Raw genomic sequence first — 20,669 nt, 5'->3', positions numbered from 1 at the left:
CACCCCAGCCCCAAACAACCTTCCTGCCTTCCCCAAGCTTGGACCGCCAAGGACCCCGTCAGGTGACGGTGTCGGCGACACGGTCGATCTGGTCCACGTCGGAGGACCAGCAGTAGAGCATGACCTCGTCGGCGCCGATCTCGCCGTACGCGGTGACGGCCTGCCGGATCGCTTCCGGTGTGGTGAGCATCTCGTCGACCACCTCCTTCGCGCCGTCCCCCATGAAGCGGTAATAGTCACCGAGGGCACGTTTCGCCTCGTCCACGACTGATTCGGGGCCGAGGGCGGCGTTGGACTGGGCCACCAGCCGAGGACGACCGGCACGCCCGGCGGCCTGCCACGACGCCTCGACGGCTCGGTAGAACTGCCCCATCTGTTCCGGCGTGAGATGAGCACCGAGGAATCCGTCGCCCCAGCGAGCGATGCGCTCGACGGTGGCGGGAACGAAGCCTCCGAACAGCACTTCGGGTCCGCCCCGGCGGGCCGGGGCGGGGCCGATCGGTCCGATGCCCTGGGCGTACGGCTCGCCCTCCCAGACGCGCCGGAGAGCTGCCATCTGCTCATCCAGGTGGCTCCCCCGGCCACGGACCTGGACGTCCACGGCCCGGTAGTCGTCCTCGCGTGCCCCGACCCCCACGCCGAGGGTGAAGCGACCACCGGAAATCCGATCCAGGGTCGCGGCCTGCTTGGCGAGCAGGGCGGTCGCACGCAAGGGCGGGATCAGCACTTCGGTCTGTACGCGGATCCGTGAGGTGGCCCCCGCGATGGCCGCCAGAGTGACCATCGCCTCCGGGTTGTCGTACACGATGCGGTCGAGCAGACCGAGGGTCGAAAAGGGGCCGACGTCGGCGCGCCGGGCCCAGCTGAGCAGGCACACGGGGTCGCTTACCGGCAGGCCGAAACCTATTTTCATGGGATCGCCCCCTCCAGGCCCAGCGTTGTGTGATCCCTTGATTCCGGACAATCATCACCCACCGTACAGACTCACTGTTCGATAAAAGACCTGGTCAGATGGTTATATGCGTAAAGCGTGCGCGCACGCACGAACAGTCGTACGGCGATGCGTGTCACCCGGACAGGGATCGGTCGATGTTCGTGGTCGACTCCCTGGGCGCCACCGGCGAGGTCCGCACGGACGCGCAGCCTGACGTCCTGCGCGACGTCGCGGCGGACATGACCGCCACCTGGACCGCGCCGCGGTGAGGGCGGCGCCCCAGAGCCCGCCACAGCGGGGACGCTCACCCCGGCAGAAAGTGATCCGGTCCTTACCGGACAGCAGTCTCAGGTCGATCCTGCCCGCCGCGGTCCCGAAGAGCGGGGTGCCCTCGCCGAGTCCGTCCCCTTGCATCCCTTCACTGCAACATAGGTTGTATATCTAACTAGCTTGCTCTACGGTCTAGGTAGCAGAGCACCTTTGGAGGTCTCCCTTGTCATCCCCCTTGACGCTTGTCCTGGCAGTCGTCCTCGTCGGCTACCTGGCCGTCGCCAGCCCCCTGCTCGGCAAGCACACCTACGACAGGCTGGCCCGCACTCGTGACCAGGACCCCATGGCCTACCGCCGGATGTTCACGCTCTGGAGCGCCGAGCTGTGGACGCTGGCCGCCGTGGCGCTGCTCATCGTCGCCGTGGAGCCGAACCTCGACGCCGCGGACATCGGCCTGGTGATCACGGAGCCACTGGACGACACCCTCGGCACGATCGTCGGCTTCCTGGTCGCCGCCGCGGCCGGCGTGCTCGTCTTCAGGCGGCTGGCCGCCAAGGGCAAGCCCATCCCCGGCTGGCAGGCCTTCAACCACCTGCTGCCGCGCACCACGGCCGAGCGCTGGTACGCCGCGGGCCTGTCGGTGACCGCCGGCATCACCGAGGAGATCGTCTACCGAGGCCTGCTCATCGCGGTCGGCACGGGCGCGCTCGGCCTGAGCACGGAGGTCGCGGCCTGCTGCGCGCTGGCGGTGTTCGTCGCCGGCCACCTCTACCAGGGCTGGCGCGGCATGCTCGCGGTCACCCTGGTCGGCTTCGGCCTGACCTTGCTCTACCTGAGGACCGGCAGCCTGCTCATGCCGATCCTGTTGCACGCGCTGATCGACCTTCGCGGCCTGGTGTTCACCCCGCAGCCGCGACGTGAGCTAGTCGGGAACGCAGGCTAGATAGGATCGCTACCATGATGAGCGACCGACGTGCGAGCTGGCTCAAGGGCGTACTCGACCTGCTGGTTCTCGCCAGCCTGACGGCCGGCGAGAACTACGGCTACGAGATCGCCAAAGACCTCGCCGAGGCCGGTCTCGGTCAGATCAAGGGCGGCACGCTCTACCCGGTGCTCAACCGGCTGGAGGAGGCGGGGCTGGTCACCGCCGAGTTCCGGGTGACCGAGCGCGGGCCTGGCCGCCGCTACTACCGGCTCACCGAACAGGGCAGGCGAACACTCGCCGAGCAGGGCGGGCTCTGGCTGAACTTCAACGAATCGGTACGCACCGTACTGGCCAAGGGCCACATTGAGCCCACGAGTTCACCCGAAGGGAGAGTTCGATGAACGACTACGTCAACGAGACCGCAGGTGACTACTTCGACGAGCTCGCCGTGGTTCTGGCCGAGGCGGGCATGCCCACCGACCGGGTCAGGGCCATGCTGGACGACCTCGCCGGCTACCTCGCCGAGAGCGGCAGCGGCGACCCCGAGGAGGAGTTCGGCCCGGTGGCCGAGCTGGCCCGCGAGCTGGCCGTCACCTCGCCCCCGCCCGCCGCGGACGCCCGTACCTGGCGCTGGACCGCCGACCTGTTCCACGACGTCAGCATGCTCAACGAGTACGGCGCCCAGGGCTGGGAGGTCGACGGGGTCGATGCGAAGGGTCTGTTCGTCAGCGCCCGAGACCCCGAGCACCCCCAGCAGTGGGAGTACCGCAGAGAGCTGGTCTCGCCCGGCCGCCGCCAGAGCGTGCTCGACCTGCTCGCCCCCGACGGCTGGGAGCCGTGCGGCAGGTGGGTGTGCTTCGAGTACTTCAAGCGGCCCAAGGCCGCCAGCCTGGGACCCGCCGCGGAGCTGACCGCGCCGCCGCGCCCCCCGGGGCGCAGCATCTTCCTCAGTCCGAAGTACCACGCTTTCATCGCCGGCCTGCTGGCGACGACGGCGCTGGCGGCGGGGGCCCTGGTGCTGATGTTTCAGGTCGTCGGAGTAGAGTTCGACCCCATCGACGAGAGCCTCGACACCATCCTGGGTGCGCTCACCGGAATGGCCGTGGCCGCGCTGGCCGTGATGGCCGCGCTGTGGCTGGTCGCTCGACGACACGACAGGAATCGCTGAGCACCGGATCGGGCACGGCGCCCGATCCGCAGGGATGCCGTGGAAACGGGAGATCGCCCCTCGGCCTGCCGGCACCGCCGGCCCTGCGGATGAGCGAGAATGATCCCCGTGACCGGCGTACACGTGCTCAACGGCCCGAACCTGAACCTGCTCGGCACCCGCAGACCCGAGGTCTACGGCACCATGACGCTGCCGGACGTCGAGGAACTGTGCCGCGAGGAGGCCACTCGGCTCGGCCTGGACCTGGTCTTCCGTCAGTCCAACCACGAGGGCCAGCTGATCGACTGGATCCACGAGGCCGGGGCGCGGGTCAAGGCCGGTGAGGTCATCGGCGCGGTCTTCAACCCCGGGGCCTACACCCACACCTCGATCGCCCTGCACGATGCCATCGAGGGCACCGAGCTACCGCTCGTCGAGGTGCACATCTCCAACGTGCACCGCCGCGAGTCCTTCCGCCACCACTCGTACATCTCCCCCGTCGCGCGCGGCACCATCGTCGGCCTCGGCGTGGACGGCTACCGCCTCGCCATCGACGCCCTGCACAGGATGTCCCTGAGGTGACCGACCACAGGCTCCTCGTAGTCCTTGCCACATAGGTTTGAGCAGGAGACCAGAGGGGTTCTTCGGGGGCCTGACAAGTCCCCGGCTGTCGGGAACCCGCCAGGCTCCCAGCGCTGAACGCCCGCAGAACAGTGGCTTGACCAGCGTTGATCGTGATCGCGATAGTCGTTTCATGACGTACGGAGAGACCGACGAACTGTCCTTCGGTGGGGAACGAGAGCCGTGGCTGCGGACCTGGGCCGCCGCGCATCGGCGGCTGCTTGCGATCACGGTGGCGGCGGCCGTCGCGCTGACGGGCCTCGGTACGGGCGGGTGGTATCTCTACCAGCAGTCGTTACTGCCCTCCCCGCCGCCGGACGTGGCGTTGCCGCCGATGCTCGGTTTCATCGTCCAGCTCTGCCTGAAGGAGCACCCGAGTTGCACGGCGGGCACGATCGATCAGGTGGCCGCGCTTGTTCACGAGATCCCCGAGGTGGCGTCGTCCGCGGTGGTGACGCCTGAGGAGATCCTGGCCCGGACCAGCGAAACCTCGATCGGCGGGGAGAACCCGGCATGGACTTGGCCTGCCCGAATCGACGGAAAGGTGCACCGCGCGGCGGACTTCGAGGCGGTCAGGCGGCAGCTCGCCGGAAAGCCCGGCGTCGTGGATGTGCAGCGGTCCAGCGAGAACTTCTGGAAGGGCACAGCCGATCTCCAGGTGAACCTGTGCGGGCTCAGCCGCACCCTCGCGGCGTGCCGGAACGGCGCCGCCACCGACGCGCAACGTGACGCGGTCGTGGCACGACTGCGGGAGCAGGACGGGGTGCAGGAGGTCTTCCTCCAGGACAGGGCGTTCGGACTGCGGCTGATCAAGCACTATTACCCCGAGCAGTACCTGACGATCAACGATGTCCCCGAAAGGCTCTACGCACGTTTGGACGACCCGGCCAAGGCCCGCGCGGCAGGCCAGGCGATGCTCGGGGTGCCCGGCGTCGAGTCGGCCAATCTGATCAGGTGACAGGTGAGGCTGGGAGCTCCCCTTTTTTACCTCGATCACTGAAGCCGAACTCGCCTGCTTCCCGCGCTGTGCCCGGTAGCGGCTCGCAGGGTCAGAGCGTGAATCTCGTCCAGGATCGTGGGCCAGAGAGCTCTGGGCAGGTCGTGGCCCATGCCCGGGTAGGTGACCAGTCGGGCGCCGGGGATGGCCGCGGCCGTGGCCCGCCCCGCCTTGAGCGGCACCATCGTCGGCCTCGGCGTGGACGGCTACCGCCTCGCCATCGACGCCCCGCACAGGATGTCCCCGGGGTGACCGACCACAGGCTCCTCGTAGTCCTTCAGCCCCCGACCCGCCCTCGCTGCGCCTTGATCCTGGCCGGCGTCAGGCGGTGGCGGGCCGGTAGAAGTGCAGGACGTTGCCGGAGTCGAAAGGCCGTGTCTTCAGCAGCTTCAGGTCGATCCTGGCCTTCGCGGTCCCGAAGAGCGGGGTGCCCTCGCCGAGGGCGACCGGGTTCACCATGATCCGCAGCTCGTCGACGTTGTGCCAGCCGAGATCCTGGTTCCGCCCCTCGAAATACCCGTCGAGAGTGCTCATCATGAACGAGAAGATCTTTCGCGTCGTAGCCTCCATCGACCATCGTTCCACCACTACCGTTGATCAACGAAGCAGGTTTTCATTAGTTTCGTTTTGGGGTACTGTTCACGTACAGCAACGTGCGGTGACGGAGGACTCACATGGGCGACACGTCGTTGGCCGCGGCAGACGCCAGGACGTTTCTCCCGGAAGAAGATCCTCAGACTCAGGCGGCCATCGTTGATCTGGTCGAGGAACTGCGCAGGCGGGGGCGATCGGTAGCCGACTGTCCAGCACTACTCACCGGCCCAGATGGATCACCATCCCTTCCGCTGCCAATGCAGGTCTATCAAGCTCTCCTGCAAGTAGCGGAGGCCCTGTCAAAGGGCCTGGCTGTCACTGTCGCACCACAGCACATGACAATGTCCACCTATGAGGCAGCCGAGCTGCTGGGAATCTCCAGACCAACTCTGGTAAAGCTCCTAGAAAATGGGGAAATTCCCCACCAACGTGCGACAGATCGCCCTGGAGCACATCGGCGAGTAAAGCTCACAGATGTCCTTGCTTTTAAGGAAAGGCGACGCATAGAGCGGCGACGGCTGTTGGATGAACTCACCGCGGATTCCGTAGATGCGGGTACGTACGACAAGCCCGCCGGCGAGTTCTGAACAGCCTATGCTGTTCCGGTGCCGTTCTCTGCCGTGCTCGATGCCTGCGTGCTCTATCCCAACGCACTGCGAGACACTCTCTTAAGAACCGCGGAAGCCGGCATCTACCAACCTCTGTGGAGCGAGCGGATACTGGCGGAGGTTCGAGGCGCCCTGGTGAGAAACGGGCGCTCCGAAAAGCTCGTAGACCGTACGTTGTCATTCGTCCGAGGCGCCTTCCCCGAAGCCATGGTCAAGGGATGGGAGCCTCTCGAGGACTCGATGGGGAACCACGTCAAGGACCGCCACGTCCTGGCCGCTGCGGTTCGTGGCCATGCCGATGTGGTCGTGACCCTCAACTTACGCGATTTCCCAAGCTCGGCATGCGACCATCTCGATGTTGAGGTCCAACACCCTGACACATTCCTGTGTCACAACCTGGAGCAGGCGCCAGACGTCATCCTCCAGGTGCTGCGGGAGCAAGCGAGTTCAACCGGCAAACCGCCTCATTCCTCCATGTCCACAGAGGATGTGCTGAGTTCGCTGGAGAACTGCGGCACCCCTGTTTTTGCCGCCACCGCACGTTCGCTGTTTAAAATGTAAGAATCCTTACACCCGAGTGTTCGAAAAGCTCAGGCCCATAGCGAGCAGCGCAGGTGAGAGCCGCGACCTCATAGCTCGTGTGCTCGCGAACACATAACGAAGAGGTGGGCGAGGTCTGTCCGATGACCTCGGTTGGTGCGGTCCGGGCAGTGCTCGGCAGTCCGAATCCTACGGATCAGCCCCGGTCGAAGCGGGACTACCTGTCCCATAGAGCATCAAAAAGAGTGTTATCAGTGGACAAGTGGGACAACCGGTTACTTTTTCTCGGGGATACCTCGGGGTGTGATCAATGTCCCGGAGTGCAGTGTTGTGGTGATTACCTACAACGATGCCGCGCGGCTGCCCAGGGCCGTGCGGTCCGTGCTCCGGCAGTCGCTGCGCAACATCGAGGTGATCATCGCCGACGACGCCAGCACCGACGAGACCGAGCAAGTCGCCCGGCAGCTGCAGCGGAAGGACGCGCGGGTCCGCTACCTGCGCGGGGAGGTCAACAGCGGGGGGTGCGGGACCCCGCGGAACAGGGGCGTGGCGGCGGCGCGGGCGCCGTACGTGATGTTCCTGGACAGCGACGACGAGCTGACCCGGCACGCCTGCAAGAGCATGCTGCTGGAGATCGAGCGGACCGGTGCCGACTTCGTCACCGGGCAGATCGCCCGGCTGTACGAGAAGAGCGGGAAGACCGCGCGCTACTACCCGGCCCTGTTCGCCAGACGCAGGACCGTCGAGGGGATCACCGAGGAGCCGGAGATGTTCCTCGACTCCTTCAGCACCAACAAGCTCTACCGGGCCGAGTTGCTGCGGCGGTTGCCGTTCCCCGAGGACATGCACTACGAGGACCACGTCTTCAGCACCGCCCTGTACTGCGCGGCGCGGCGGTTCGCCGTGGTTCCGTGGGTGGTCTACCTCTGGCACCGGGCCTCGGCGGAGAGCGACGCGCGATTGTCGATCTCGCTGAGCCTGACCGACATGTCCAACGTCCGCTCCAGGATCAGGGCGGCCCGGCTGAGCGACGACATCCTGCGCGACAACGGCCTCGGGGGCCTGGTGCACGAGCGGCAGCGCCGGTTCCTCCGCCAGGACCTGCGGGTCTACCTCAACCCGCTGCCCGCGCGGGACCTCGCGTGGGTCGAGGAGTTCGTCTCGGTGATCCGCCCCTACCTGTCCGAGCTCGACCCGGTGGTGTTCGAGACGATCGACCCGCTCATCAGGGTCTGCTGTAGTTTCATCCTCGCCGACCGGCCTGACGAGCTCCTGGTAGCCGCCGCTTCGCTGAACGGGCCGAAGGCACCGCCGCGGGTCGCCCTGCGCGAGGAGGGACGCACCTACTGGGGCACGGTCCCCGACGAGATGCGGGAGATCACCTCGCTCCGGATGGCCGAGCTGCCCTACAGCGCCTCCAGGTTGCGCCACGAGGCGGTCGTCACCGGCGAGAGCACCGTGCTCAGGCTGGTGATCAGGACCTACGACCCGTTCGGGGTGCTCGCCGCCACCCCCGGCTGGACCGCGTTCCTGCGCGCCGGGAGGCACCGGATACGGCTGGCGCCGCGCGAGCGGGACGACGGCGGTCTGCTGAGCGAGGCGACGATCGACCTCGCCGCGCTCAGCCCCGGCCGTCTGGGCTGCGACGGCCGCCACGAGCCGGTGGTCGAGATCGTCAACCCCGACGGGAGGATCACCTCCGACCAGTTGCTGGTCGATTCGTCCAGCCCGCCGTTCGTCGTCGTCGTCCCGTGGCACGAGGTCACCGTCGGCGCGGAGGGGATCGCCGCGTTCCTGCGGTTGCGCTGGCGCCGCCGGGGAGCGCTCAGGCAGCTGGCCCGGGTGGGGCGGGTCGGCCTGAGGCTGCTGCGCAGGATGGACGGCCCCGAGGTGAAGCTTCGCGTCTACAAAGGGCTGATCTCCGTACTGCCGCCCCGCCGGGATCTGGCCCTGTTCGAGTCCGACGTCGGCGCCGGGTACACCGGGAACCCGCGCTACATCTACGAGGAGCTCAGGCGGCGGGGCACGCCGTTGCGGGTGGTCTGGTCGGCGGCCGGGACCGCGCACGGCTTTCCTCCCGACGCCAGGCTGGTACGGCGGATGAGCTGGCGGCACATCTGGACCATGGCCAGGGCGGGCTACTGGGTCGACAGCCACGGCATGCCGCTGGCCTATCCCAAGCCGCCGCGCACGCGCTACCTGCAGACCTGGCACGGCCAGGGCATCAAGTCGGTCGGCTTCGACGCGCCCGACCTGCGCGCCGACTTCGACGGGCCGAGGGCGACCTGGCGGGCCGCGGTGGAGCGCTGGGACGCGCTGGTCTCGCCCAGCGCCGAGTTCGAGCGGGTGTTCGTGCCCTCCAACGGCTACCGGGGGCGGCTGCTGCGCCACGGCTCGCCCCGCTGCGACGTGCTCGTGCACGGTGACCGGGAGGCGGCCAGGCGGGCGAGGGAGCGGCTGGAGATCCCGCACTGGTCCAGGGTGCTGCTGTACGCCCCCACCTACCGCGACCGGGCCAAGGGGTCCGGCGAGTCGGTCAGGGCCGACCTGTCCGCGATGGCCGAGGCCCTGGCCGGCGACTGGACGGTGGTCCTGCGCACCCACCCGGTCGAGCGGTTCGAGGTGCCCGAGCAGCTGCGCCACTTCGTCCGCGAGGCCGGGTCGTACCCCGAGGTCAACGACCTGATACTGCTCTCGGACGCGCTGCTGACCGACTACTCGTCGCTGATGTGCGACTACGCGATCACCGGGCGGCCGATGCTGTTCCTGATCGACGACTGGGACGAGTACCGCAGGGTGGAACGCGGGGTCTACCACGACCTGCCCGCGATCGCCCCCGGCCCCTGCCTGACCACCACCGAGGAGCTGATCGAGGCGCTGCGCGACCTCGACGGCGTGACCGTCTCCTTCGCCGCCAGGTACATCGCGTTCCGCAGGATGTGGTGCGCGGAGGAGAAGGGCCACGCCTCGGCGAAGGTGGTGGACGCCTTCTTCGACCTCCCCTCGGTCCAGGTACCCGTGCAGGCTCCCCGGGCGCCCGGCGGACGGGAGCGGCGCCCCCCTGGCGGGCTGGGGCATCTGCCGGGGGTGCGGCGGCCGATCCAACTGCCCAGGTGGTCAGGGTGAGCGGCGGGCGCGCGGGGGCGGTCGTGTTCGCCTGCGTGGACGCCGACACCCTGGGCGGCGTCCAGCGGGTCACCCACACCGTGGCTCAGGGGCTCGCCGAACGGGGCCGCGAGGTGCACGTGATCGGACTGCACCGCGCCAGGAGCCCCTTCCGCTACGTGGAGCGGCCGCGTTACACCAGCCACGTGATCCACCGCACTCCGGTGAGCAGGCTGTCACCGCTGGGCCGGCGCCGTGAGCACCGGGAGCTCGGCAGGCTGCTGCGCGAGGTGGGGCCGGGGTTCGCCGTGCTCTCCTCGCCCAGCGTGGTCGCCCGGATCAGGGCCCTGCTGCCCGAGCGGCTGCTGCCGATCGGGCAGTACCACGGGTCGTACGAGCATGCCCGGGGCTCCTGGCACCTCGACTCGGTCCGCGACCACTACGGCACCCTGGAGAAGGCGGTCTTCCTCAGCGAGCGGGACGCGTGGCTCTTCGCCGAGCACGCGCTGCTGCCCAACACCTGGTCCATCCCGAACCCGCTGTTCGCCTGGCCGTCGAGGACCGCCGAGCTGACCGCCCGCCGGGTACTCGGGATCGGCAGGCTGGAGGGCGTGAAGCGGTTCGACCGGCTGATCTCGGCCTTCGCCCAGGCCTGTGGCCGTTCCGCCCCCGGCGAGCCCGAGTTGCGGGCGGACCTCGCCGAGGCCCGCCGCGAGGCGGGCGAGGGCTGGGAGCTGCACCTGATCGGTGAGGGGACCGAGCGGCAGCGGCTCACCTCGCACGCCGCGGAATGCGAGGTGAGCGACCGGGTGATCTTCCGTGGCACGGTGCCCGCGCCCCTGATGGGCGAGGAGTATCTGGGCGGGTCGGTGCTGGCGCTGGCCAGCGAGCACGAGGGGCTGCCGCTGGTGATCGGCGAGGCGGCGTCCTACGGGGTGCCCTCGGTGGCGTTCGACGTGTCGGGGGGGCTCAGGTCACTCGTACTGGACGGGGAGACCGGAGTGCTGGTGCCCCCGGCCGACGTGACCGCGCTCGCCGCCGCGCTGGCCGAGCTGATGGCCTCGGCCGAGGAGCGGCGGCGGTTGGGAGCCGCCGCCCGCACTCACGTCGAGACGTTCCGGCCCGATCGCGTGCTGGATCGGTGGGAGGCCCTGTTCGAGCAGGTCACCCGGTGACCGCCACCGGCTCGTTGCGTGGCATCGGCACTCCCGCCAGCACGATCTGGGCGGAGGTGAGCCGCGCCCCCAGCGGGTTCGGCTCGCGGAGCCGCATCAGCCGGTCGAAGGTGACCCGCTTGACCCGGGCCAGCTTCCGCTTGGCCGCGGTCCGCTCGTAGGAGACCAGCCGAGAGGTCTCGATCCTCGGCGCCCCGCTGAGCTCGTACCCGTAGGTCTCCAGGCGGTCGCCGAGCACGCTCTCGCAGAGCGAGACCTCGCCGGGGTCGAGCCGCTCGCGCCAGGAACCGGTCCGCGCGGTGGTCACCTCGCCGTAGGTGCGCGCGTGCCAGGTCTTTCTGACGGGTACGGCGATGCCGGCCACCGCGGCCGGGTCGCACATGGACGGGTGGAAGTCCTCGCCGAGGAACTCGCACAGCCTGCGCAGGTGAGCCTCCGGCTCGGCGGTCAGATCCTCGTAGCGCAGCTCGTGGTAGCTGCCCTCGGGAAGCCTCGGCGCGCCGTGCCTGGCGAAGTCGATCGCCTCGGCCCAGGCGGAGACCGCGCTGTAGACGCTCCCGTTGTACCAGGGCATCTCCTTCAGCGACGCCACGCAGTCCCGGCCGTCCCTGACCAGGTGCACGAACTGGGCGTCGGGAAAGAGCCGGAGCAGCACGTCGGTGTACTGGAAGTACGAGGGCCGCTTGTCACCCCAGCGCGCCTTGCCGTGCCTGGTCGCGTAGGCGCGCAGCACGATGCCCAGCGCGGAGCCGAGCGTCGGCGGCCCGTCGACGATCTGTCCGAGCACCTCGTCGCGGTCCAGGTTCAGCTCGTGGAAGCGGGTCTGGCGCCGGTCGACCACCCACTCGGCCAGCTCGCGCCGGTGCTCCGCGTCGTTGAGGTCGCCGAACTGGAGCCGCCGCTGGTAGGTGGAGACCATGAACCGGGTCTCCGGCGGGATGGCGACGCGTGGGTGGGCGTGCAGCATCAGCTGCAGCATCGTCGTCCCCGAACGGGGACAGCCCAGGATGAAGATCGGGCGGTCGGGCTTCACGTCAGACCTTCGCCAGCTCGCCGAGCTGCCGGCTGGTGAGCCTCGCGGCCACCGGGCTCGGCTCGCGGAACCGATTGACGCGGTCGCGGAACTCCTTGCGCCTGCGCGCCCAGCGTCGTTTGGAAGCGGCCTTCTCGCACGCCTGGATGTGGGCCTTGCCCGCCTTGGGCGCGCCGCTCAGCTCGTAGCCGTTGGCGGTCAGCCGCTCGGCCAGGACCGTCTCGCAGACCGAGATCTCCCAGGGCTCCAGCCTGGCCTTCCACGACCCCGCCCTGGCGGTCGTGACATCGCCGTGGGTGTTGCTGTGCCAGACCTTGTGCTGCGGGATCGCCACCCTGGCGACGTGGTACGGCTCGGACATCGCCGGGTCGTAGTCCTCGCCGAGGAACTCGCAGAGCTTGCTCAGCTCGGTCTCCGGATAGGCGGTCAGGTCCTCGTAGCGCAGCTCGTAGTAGCTGTCCGCGGGGAGCTTCTTGGCATGGTGGCGGCCGTAGTCGATCGCCTCACTCCAGTTGACCACCGCGTGGAAGACGTCCTTGGTGTACCAGGGCATCTCCTTCAGCGACGCCACGCAGTCGCGGCCGTCCCTGATCAGGTGCACGAACTGGGCGTCGGGGAAGAGCCTGGTCAACAGGTCCACGTGGTGGTAGTAGCTGGGCCGCTTGTCACCCCAGCGGCTCTTGCCGTACTGCTCGGCGTACGAGCGGAAGGTGATGCCCATCGCCGAGCCCAGCGTCGGCGGCCCCGCGACGATGTCGTCGATCAGCCTGTCCCCGTCGAGCTTGAGCTCCTTGAACTTGGTGTCCTTGTCGCTCACGATCCACCGGCCGACCCTGCGCCGGTTCCGTTCCTCGCGCAGGTCCCCGAAGGAGAACCTGCGGTAGTAGCCGGGCACCACGAACCGTGTCTCCGGAGGCACCGCGATACGTGGATGCGAGTGCAGCATCAGCTGCAACATGGTGGTGCCTGAACGTGGACAACCGATCACGAAGATCGGGCGGTCGGACTGCATGACAACGAACCCCCGTAAAGCTTGGTCAAACAGATACGCGCGGCACCTTCTCCACCAGCGGCGCGGCGGGCACCACCCGGGAGAAGAGCCACATTCGATAGATCAGGAAGACCTCGTTCAGCAGAAGCAGCGTCCCGGAGGCGACCGCGAGGGGCACCAGGGCGACCCTCCCGACCAGCGGGGCGACCACGAACACCGCGGCGTGGAACTCGATGCCGCTGATCAGATGGCTCCGCACCCGGTGGCGGGCCAGCAGGCGGCCGAACCTGCGGGGCAGCTTCTTTCGCTTGCCGCCCCGCGGCCCCGGCCGCCGGCCCTCGAAGGGGACGACCCGCATCGGCTCGCGGGGCGTGATGGCCTCGCGGGGCATGACGACCTCGACGGACCTGACGTGCCCGGCGTGTCCGGCGGCCACCACGGCCTCCGCGGGCCTGACGTGTCCCGGGGCCACCACGGACTCGACGGCCGCCAGGCGGCCGAGCCGGTTCTCCTTGACCACCTCGCGCACGCGCTTCATCTGCGGCGCGTTCACGTAACGGAACAGGTCGAGCACCGCCACCCCCGCGCCGAGCAGGATGTAGGCGATGTCCCCCGTCACCGCGTACTGCCCGGACGCCAGCCCCGCGGCGCAGCAGACCACCCTGATCCGGTCGCCCACGTAGTCGAGCCAGAGTCCGAACGCGGTGCCCGTCCCCTTGAGCCGGGCGATCTTCCCGTCCATGCAGTCGACCATGAAGCTCAGGTAGAACAGCAGTGCCCCCGGCACCAGCCGTCCGGCCGCGAAGCAGATCGCCGAGCACATCCCGAGAATCAGGGAGAAGCGAGTGAGCCCGTTGGGGGTGATGGACGTGTGGTTGGCGACGAGCAGGGTGAGCCTGCACGCCACCGGGTCAACCAGGAAAACGGTCCACCAGGAGTCTTTTCGTTTCCGGGTCGCGTGGACGTCGTCCAACGAATAGGCCCTCATGCGTCCCAGCATGGCCACGCCACGCCTCCTGTCATCTACGCTCTGTAACTACTGGAAGATCTCCATGCCACTTCTTGACCGACCCGCGCCACAGTGATCGGCTGCTTTGGAGACATGAAAGGCCGGGGAGGGGTTCCCCGGCCTTTCTCCGGAACCGTCAGTCGCCTTCGCTCCGGGCCCGCCGTTCTCGCGAGGCGGGCGCGGCTACCGGAAGATCCGATCCACCGCCCGCGCCGCCGCGCCGCCGTCCTCCAGCGGGCAGAACCTGGCGGTGAAGGCGTCGTACAGCCTCAGGTACTTGGTGCGCACCTCGTCGACGTCCCGTACGGCTTCCACCACCTCCTCGGTCGTGCGCAGCAGCGGGCCCGGGGCCTCGGCCTCGAAGTCGAAGTTGAAGCCGCGCACCTCGTCGCGGTAGCGCTCCAGGTCATAGGTGTAGAACAGCATCGGCTTGCCGGTCACCGCGAAGTCGAACATCGCCGACGAGTAGTCCGTGATCAGCATGTCCGCGACCAGGTAAAGCTCCTGGATATCCGGATATATCGAGACATCGAGGACGAAGTCCCTGCCGATCCGGGGCACCCTGTCGGTGACGCTCGGGTGCTTGCGGATCATGAGCACATGGTCGTCACCGAGTTCCTCGGACATCCGCTGCAGGTCCAGACGCAGGTCGAGCCGGTAGCGCCCTCTGCTGTAGAACTTGTCGTCGCGCCACGTCGGGGCGTACAGAATCACCTTCCTGCCCTCGGGCAGGCCGAGCCGCTCCCGGATCTCCGCGGCTCCGTCGCGGCGGAGCAGGTCGGCTCGGGGAGAGCCGATCTCCAGGATCTCCCCCTCGAACCGCAGGGCGCTGTCCAGGACCGAGGTGCACCAGGGGCTCGGCGAGATCAGATGGCTCCACCTGGCGACGGTCCTGGCCAGCCGCTCGTGATGGTCGGGCCTGGCGAACAGCACCTTCTCGATGTCGAAGCCGACGCGCTTCAGCGGGGTGCCGCGCCAGGTCTGCAGCACCGTCTGGTCCGGCCTGCGCTCGAACCAGGAGGGCAGGTGGCTGTTGGTGACGATGTACCGGCAGCGGGCCAGCGCGTCGTAGAACTCCCGCCCGTACCGCCGGATCGGCGCCACCCCCTCGGGCAGCTCCACCTGCCCGTCCCTGACCACCCACATGAACTCCAGGTCGGCGCCCCGCCGCACCAGCTCCTCGTAGATCGCCTTCGGGCTGTCGGAGAACTGCCTGCCGGCGTAGCTGTCGAAGAGGACGGCGGGCCGCAGCGCCTCCTGACGCTTGGCCGGATAGAAGTCCTCGCGCAGCAGTCGCTGCTGCTTCGGCCTGCCCGAGGCGCGCAGGTCGTCACTCACCGTGAAGACGGCCTCGGAGGTCAGGTCGGTGTCGAAGGTGAACGTACGGGTGGCGGAGACGTGCTCCAGCGGCGCGGACAGCCGGAACTCCACCCGCATGTCGCCCGCGTCGGTACGGATCGCGAAACCGTGCGTGCCCGCCGGCAGCGGTAGCCACCCGCCGAGCGTGGCGGTCCCCTCGGGCGTCACCGTGGCGCTGCCGCCGACGATCGGGAAGAGCCGCTCGTTGAACCGGTTGCGCGAGGTGAGGACCAGCCACGCCTGGCCGTCGATGGGGCGCATCGCGGCCCCGGTCAGCGCCAGGTGCCCCCGCTCGGTCCACTCCACCCGCTCCACGTAGAACGTCGGCCGCTGCTCGCGCAGCACCAGCCCGCCCGTCCGCGACCTGTCGAGCACCACGTCCCGGCCGCGGAGCCGGTGCAGGCCGCGCTCCACGTCACGCTCGACGATCAGCGGCCGGGCGTCGCCCTGCTCCGGGACGACCTCGAAGTGCCATTCGGCCCCGGGGTTGAGCGCGCTCATCTCCAGGCTCGCCGGGTCCAGGTCGGGCCAGCGCTCGGACAGCACCTCGTCGAGGTCGATCACCGCTTCGAAGGTGCCGTCCGAGATGGCCATCGGGTAGCGCCGGTCGCGGCCGCCCTGCGGCCGGGTCAGCCGCAGCACCGGTGCGGCGCCGAGGTCGTCGCCGCACCGGCCGGTGACCCGCAGCCTGCCCTCGGCCACCCGGTGACCGGTGACCCGGCCGCCGGGCCGCTCCACCCTGAGCCTGAACTCCTCGGCCGGCGTCCACTCCGTCCACGCCACGCTCCCCGACTCGTCATCGGTGAGCTCCAGCCGCCGCGCGGCCGGACTCGGCTGGGCCAGCCTGCCTCTCCGCAGCAGGCCCCGGGACAGTACGCACAGGTCGACATGCCAGGACGAGCCGGCGGGAAGCCCTGCCGGGTCGACGGCCAGCCGGAACCCGCACCAGTCCTTGCGCCTGCGCGGACCCGTGTCCACCAGCGACAGACCACGTTTGACCGTGACCGGGAGCCGGATCCTGCGCCCGGCCCCCTCGGGGACCAGCCAGGCGAAGATGTGCTGCTGGATCCGCCGGCGGGGACGCAGGTAGCGCAGCGAGACCCTGCCCTCGACGATCAGCCTGTCGTCCTTCCAGGCCAGGCCGTCCACCCGCTGCCGCAGGTCAAGCTCCTCGCGCATCCGGATTGCGGACCGCTCGACGGGTACCGGACTGTTGAGGTGGTACCCGCGGATGCCGCCGCCGCCGACCCGGACCGTCGGCTTGACCGTCCTGTCCCACTCCAGCAGCTGGACCAGGTCGTCCATCCGGCGCTGTCGTACCAGCGCCCACTTCGCCCGGCGCTGCGCGGGGATGCGCGAGAGGACCTTCGGCCCCGCCTGGTCGAGGTAGGCACAGGCCAGGTCGAGGAAGCGCTGCTGGAACTCCTCGCCCGCCTGGTCGAGCACCTGCAGGAAGTTCGGCAGGTCGCTGTCGAGGACCATCCGGTCCCACGCGGGCAGGTGCTCGGCCCTGCCGGTGTCGGTCAGGAAGCGGCGCACGGAGTTGACGGCGGCGAACCGGTCCTCGATCCCCTTGACGTGCCCCCGGTTCTGGGTGATCGAGACGCTCTCCCCCTCCCGCTCCCGCCACAGGTAGACCGGGGTGGAGAGCACGTCCACCGCCCCGGCCAGGAAGTGGGCGGGCAGGGAGACCGCGATGTCCTCCCAGAGCACCCCCTCGGGGAAGTTCAGCCCGTGCTCGTCCCAGAAGGAGCGGCGCCAGAGCTTGTTCGTGACCAGCCGGTCCTTGAGCAGGATCTCGTCACGGGTCACGTGGGTTCGCCGGGCGGAGTTGGCGAAGATCGTCTTGTGCATCGCCGACTGGCGCACCCCCTGCCCGCTGAAACGCAGCACGTTGCCGGTGGCGAAATCGGAACCGCTCTCCTGAAGGCTGCACGCCATCGTCTCGATCGCCGTCAACGGGAGCATGTCGTCGCTGTCGACAAAGGCGAGGAACTCGCCGGTGGCGTGTCTTATGCCGGTGTTGCGCGCGGTGCCCAGGCCCGCGTTCTCCTGCCGGATCAGCCGGAACCGCGCGTCGCGCGCGGCGAACGCCTCGGCGATCTCCGCGCTGGAGTCGGGAGAACCGTCGTCCACCATGACGACCTCGATGTCACTCCAGGTCTGCGCGACCAACGACTCCAGACACGCCTCAAGGTACGGTTCCACGTCGTAGATGGGCACGATGATGCTCACTGGGGCCACGATCGGTCCTCCGGTAGTCGAAAGCTCACAGTCCGGTCCGTCCGCGCGAACACCGGACACGCCACGCAGGTGAAGATCCACTCATCGTGGAGGACGTCCCGGGCGCGTGGCGGGGCTCGGCGGAAGACCCGGGTGCCCGCCGGCACGACCCGGCGGCCATGCGCGCGAGGTGGACGTCACGTCAGCAGCATGGCTTCGCGGCCGATGGGGCGCGCCCAAAATATGACCGCGATGGACTGAGCAGACCGAGACTTGACCATCTCTCGCACCCGGCCGCCCCCCGCCTCCGGCCCGCGGTGCGGCAACGCCTACGCCATGTCCTGGTCAAGGCTGGGAATGCACACGTCCTAGTAAGTCGTAATGACCCTTCAGTCCCCCCTGACCGTCCGACACGATCGGGTGACCGAGACGGGCGAGATCGCAGGAAACGGCATTCGCGGGGGGAAGCGCATGGACTCAACAGTCGTCGTGGGAGCGGGGCCCGCCGGGCTCACCGCGGCCTACGAGCTGGCCCGGCGAGGACACCCGTGCGAGGTCTTCGAAGCCGACCGGGTGGTCGGCGGGATCAGCCGGACCGAGGAACGCGACGGCTGGCGCTTCGACATCGGCGGACACCGCTTCTTCACGAAGGTGTCGCGGGTGACGGACTTCTGGAACGAGATCCTCGACGAGGAGGACTTCCTGCTCCGCCCGAGGATGAGCCGCATCCACTACGGGGGCCGTTTCTACGACTACCCGCTCAGGGCCTCCAACGCCCTGCGCAATCTCGGTGTCCTGGAATCCGCACGATGTGTCGGCTCCTACGCCTGGGCCCGGATCAGGCCGCCCGCGGACCAGTCCACCTTCGAGGGCTGGGTCACGGCCAGGTTCGGCAGCCGGCTCTACGGGATCTTCTTCAAGACCTACACCGAGAAGGTGTGGGGCGTCCCCGCGGAGAGCATCCAGGCCGACTGGGCCGCGCAGCGGATCAGGAACCTCTCCCTGGGCAGGGCGATCGCCGGCGCGCTGCTGCCCGGAAGGAACAGCAAGGAGGTCACCAGCCTCATCGAGGAGTTCCGCTACCCCAAGCTGGGGCCGGGCATGATGTGGGAGGCCTGCGCCGACCGGGTCCGCGAGCTGGGTTCCACGGTGCGCCTCGGCACCCGGGTCGAGCGCGTCCGCCGCCACCGGGGCCGGCTGGCCCTCACCGTCCGCACGGGCGAGGGCGAGGGCACCACCCGCGAGGTGTACTGCGACAACCTCATCTCCTCGATGCCGCTCAGCACCCTGATCCACGCGTTCGGGCCCGACGTGCCGGACATCGTCGCCGAGGCGGCCGCGGGGCTGAGGTACCGCGACTTCCTCACCGTCGCGCTGGTCGTCCCCGAGCGGTTCTCCTTCCCCGACAACTGGATCTACATCCACTCCCCCGAGGTGCGGCTCGGCCGGGTGCAGAACTACGGTTCCTGGTCGCCGTACCTGGTCCGGGCCGGACGGACCTGCCTCGGCCTGGAGTACTTCGTCAACGAGGGCGACGACCTGTGGCGGATGCCCGACGACGACCTCGTCGCGTTCGGCACCCGGGAGCTGGAGCACCTGGGCCTGGTCACCCCCGGTGAGGTCCAGCGGGGCTACGTGGTGCGGATGCCGAAGGCCTACCCGGTCTACGACGCCGGCTACGTCCACAACGTGGAGGTGCTCAGGAAGTATCTCGACGTGGAGTGGCCGCGGATCCACCCGGTCGGCCGCAACGGCATGCACCGGTACAACAACCAGGACCACTCCATGCTCACCGCGATGCTGACCGTGGAGAACCTCGTCGACGGCGCCAGGCACGACGTCTGGGAGGTCAACGTCGACGCGGAGTACCACGAGGAGCGCGCGGGCCACCGGACCGCGAGGGGCACCGGCCGCGACGCCCCCGTCCTCCTCGGCCCGACGGCTCCCTGACCTGACGGCCGCTCATCCACCACCCGTCACCGACGGACGCCGACAGACACCGGCGGAACACCGAAACCGGCAATCCCATGACGCCTTGCCCGGCCGCTGCCGGCCGTTGCGGGTCAAGGCTCTCCTCCCAGCCGCCCTGGAGTTGCGCATCATGACACAGCGTTACACGGTCCCGGACGTCAGCGTGATCGTCATCACCTACAACGACGCACCCCGGTTACCCCGGGCCGTGCGCTCCGTACTCGACCAGACGCTCAAGAACCTCGAAGTGATCGTCGTGGACGACTGCTCGGGCGACGACACCCCCGCGGTGGCCAAGGCGCTCGCCGAGGAGGACGACCGGGTCCGCTACCTGCGGCTGCCCGCCAACAGCGGCGGCTGCGGCGCCCCCCGCAACGCGGGCATGGACGCCGCCCGCGCACCCTTCCTGATGTTCCTCGACAGTGACGACGAGCTGCCCAGGCACGCCTGCAAGAGCCTGCTGCTGGAGGCGGAGGCGACCGGCGCCGACTTCGTCATGGGCACCGTGGAACGCGTCGACGAGGCGAGTGGCGCCGTCACCCTCTGGTACCCCCGGCTGTTCGCGGAGCGCCGGATCGTGGACGACATCCGCGCCGAACCCGAACTCCTCTTCAACTGCCTGGCCACCAACAAGCTGTACCGGCGGACCTTCCTGGACGGCACCGGCATCCGGTTCCACGAGGACATCCACCACGAGGACATCGTCTGGTCGACGGAGCTGTTCTGCCGCAGCAAGCTGTTCGCCGTCGTACCGTGGCCCGTCTACCGCTGGCTGCTCGCCGCCACGCCCGCGACCAGGTCGATCTCGTCGCGGCGGCACGAGCTGGAGAACGTGCGCCAGCGCGTCACGGCCGCCGTGCTGAGCGATCGCGTGCTGGCCGCCACCCACTCCCTCGATCTCAAGGAGGACAAGGACTTCCGCTTCCTCTCCCACGACCTCCGCCTCTACCTGGGCGACCTGCCCCAGCGTGACCCGGCGTGGATCGCCGAGTTCGCCGACCTCGTCATCCCGTACGTGGACACGCTCGAACCCGCGGCGATCGGGCGGCTGAGCAGGGCCGAGCGGGTCTGCCTCCAGCTCGTCCGCGAGCGGCGCGGCGCCGAGGCGGCGCTCGCCGCCGTCGAGCTGGGGGCCAGGCACTCGGTGCCGCCCCGGGCGGACCGCCC

18 protein-coding genes are annotated in these 20,669 nt (G+C 69.0%); 12 read left to right on the top strand and 6 right to left on the bottom strand.

The annotated features are described in order from the left end of the window. Window positions 1-58: 58 nt before the first annotated feature. Complete coding sequence (locus ABT130_RS15850; protein ID WP_350956084.1) at window positions 59-913, bottom strand: LLM class flavin-dependent oxidoreductase; 855 nt, start codon at window positions 911-913, stop codon at window positions 59-61. A 514-nt stretch (window positions 914-1,427) separates the two neighbouring features. Between ABT130_RS15850 and ABT130_RS15845 the strand changes: the two genes are divergently transcribed. The 6 genes from ABT130_RS15845 to ABT130_RS15820 all read left to right on the top strand — a co-directional run bounded on the left by ABT130_RS15845 (window position 1,428) and on the right by ABT130_RS15820 (window position 5,146). After that, entirely contained in the window at window positions 1,428-2,147 is a 720-nt protein-coding gene (locus tag ABT130_RS15845) for a CPBP family intramembrane glutamic endopeptidase (RefSeq protein WP_350956082.1), read from the top strand. Window positions 2,148-2,161: 14 nt separating this feature from the next. Next, the gene (locus tag ABT130_RS15840) at window positions 2,162-2,530 is read left to right on the top strand and encodes a PadR family transcriptional regulator (protein WP_350956080.1); all 369 of its coding nucleotides are present in this window, start codon (window positions 2,162-2,164) and stop codon (window positions 2,528-2,530) included. Continuing rightward, a complete protein-coding gene (locus tag ABT130_RS15835; protein ID WP_350956078.1) occupies window positions 2,527-3,297 on the top strand; it encodes a hypothetical protein in 771 nt (256 codons plus the stop codon). The genes ABT130_RS15840 and ABT130_RS15835 overlap by 4 nt, the downstream gene beginning before the upstream one ends. 99 nt (window positions 3,298-3,396) lie before the next feature. Further along, window positions 3,397-3,858, top strand: a complete 462-nt coding sequence (aroQ, locus tag ABT130_RS15830; RefSeq protein WP_350956076.1) for a type II 3-dehydroquinate dehydratase — start codon at window positions 3,397-3,399, stop codon at window positions 3,856-3,858. 172 nt (window positions 3,859-4,030) lie between these two features. After that, complete coding sequence (locus ABT130_RS15825) at window positions 4,031-4,855, top strand: hypothetical protein (protein ID WP_350956074.1); 825 nt, start codon at window positions 4,031-4,033, stop codon at window positions 4,853-4,855. 162 nt (window positions 4,856-5,017) lie between these two features. Then, entirely contained in the window at window positions 5,018-5,146 is a 129-nt protein-coding gene (locus ABT130_RS15820) for a hypothetical protein (RefSeq protein WP_350956072.1), read from the top strand. Between the two features lie 69 nt (window positions 5,147-5,215). Here ABT130_RS15820 and ABT130_RS15815 read toward each other — a convergent pair whose 3' ends face one another. Continuing rightward, entirely contained in the window at window positions 5,216-5,431 is a 216-nt protein-coding gene (locus ABT130_RS15815) for a dihydrofolate reductase family protein (RefSeq protein ID WP_350956070.1), read from the bottom strand. Window positions 5,432-5,568: 137 nt separating this feature from the next. Here ABT130_RS15815 and ABT130_RS15810 point away from each other — a divergent pair, with 137 nt between their 5' ends. From ABT130_RS15810 to ABT130_RS15795, 4 genes are all read left to right on the top strand, one after another. Then, entirely contained in the window at window positions 5,569-6,075 is a 507-nt protein-coding gene (locus tag ABT130_RS15810; protein WP_350956068.1) for a helix-turn-helix domain-containing protein, read from the top strand. An 18-nt stretch (window positions 6,076-6,093) separates the two neighbouring features. Next, window positions 6,094-6,657 carry a VapC50 family PIN domain-containing toxin gene (locus ABT130_RS15805; protein ID WP_350956066.1) on the top strand — a complete coding sequence of 188 codons (564 nt, stop codon included), beginning with the start codon at window positions 6,094-6,096 and terminating at the stop codon, window positions 6,655-6,657. 282 nt (window positions 6,658-6,939) lie between these two features. After that, window positions 6,940-9,762, top strand: coding sequence for a bifunctional glycosyltransferase/CDP-glycerol:glycerophosphate glycerophosphotransferase (locus ABT130_RS15800; RefSeq protein WP_350956064.1), 2,823 nt, complete (start codon window positions 6,940-6,942; stop codon window positions 9,760-9,762). Continuing rightward, the gene (locus ABT130_RS15795; RefSeq protein ID WP_350956062.1) at window positions 9,759-10,916 is read left to right on the top strand and encodes a glycosyltransferase; all 1,158 of its coding nucleotides are present in this window, start codon (window positions 9,759-9,761) and stop codon (window positions 10,914-10,916) included. Before ABT130_RS15800 ends, ABT130_RS15795 begins: the two co-directional genes overlap by 4 nt. On the opposite strand, the gene ABT130_RS15790 is transcribed toward ABT130_RS15795, so the two are convergent. The 4 genes from ABT130_RS15790 to ABT130_RS15775 form a co-directional block, all read right to left on the bottom strand. After that, on the bottom strand, window positions 10,906-11,949 hold the full coding sequence (locus ABT130_RS15790) for a sulfotransferase family protein (protein WP_350911519.1): 1,044 nt from the start codon (window positions 11,947-11,949) through the stop codon (window positions 10,906-10,908). The two genes, ABT130_RS15795 and ABT130_RS15790, sit on opposite strands and share 11 nt — an antisense overlap. 1 nt (window position 11,950) lies before the next feature. Beyond that, window positions 11,951-12,961 (bottom strand): sulfotransferase family protein, encoded by a 1,011-nt coding sequence (locus tag ABT130_RS15785; protein WP_350911517.1) that lies wholly within the window; start codon window positions 12,959-12,961, stop codon window positions 11,951-11,953. A 25-nt stretch (window positions 12,962-12,986) separates the two neighbouring features. Further along, window positions 12,987-13,928 carry a CDP-alcohol phosphatidyltransferase family protein gene (locus ABT130_RS15780; RefSeq protein ID WP_350956060.1) on the bottom strand — a complete coding sequence of 314 codons (942 nt, stop codon included), beginning with the start codon at window positions 13,926-13,928 and terminating at the stop codon, window positions 12,987-12,989. A gap of 204 nt (window positions 13,929-14,132) precedes the next feature. Then, complete coding sequence (locus ABT130_RS15775) at window positions 14,133-17,543, bottom strand: bifunctional glycosyltransferase/CDP-glycerol:glycerophosphate glycerophosphotransferase (protein ID WP_350956058.1); 3,411 nt, start codon at window positions 17,541-17,543, stop codon at window positions 14,133-14,135. 459 nt (window positions 17,544-18,002) lie between these two features. On the opposite strand from ABT130_RS15775, the gene ABT130_RS15770 reads away from it, so the two are divergent. Both ABT130_RS15770 and ABT130_RS15765 read left to right on the top strand, forming a co-directional pair. After that, on the top strand, window positions 18,003-19,481 hold the full coding sequence (locus ABT130_RS15770) for an NAD(P)/FAD-dependent oxidoreductase (protein ID WP_350911511.1): 1,479 nt from the start codon (window positions 18,003-18,005) through the stop codon (window positions 19,479-19,481). Window positions 19,482-19,632: 151 nt separating this feature from the next. Next, window positions 19,633-20,669: glycosyltransferase family 2 protein (locus ABT130_RS15765; RefSeq protein ID WP_350956056.1), on the top strand; the 1,037-nt coding region annotated here is incomplete at its 3' end.

Origin of the sequence: Streptosporangium sp. NPDC001681 (assembly GCF_040298085.1) — a bacterium.
Taxonomy (GTDB): Bacteria; Actinomycetota; Actinomycetes; order Streptosporangiales; family Streptosporangiaceae; genus Streptosporangium.
The sequence above is the reverse complement of the archived record's forward strand: the minus strand, read 5'-3'. Positions and strand labels throughout refer to the sequence as shown.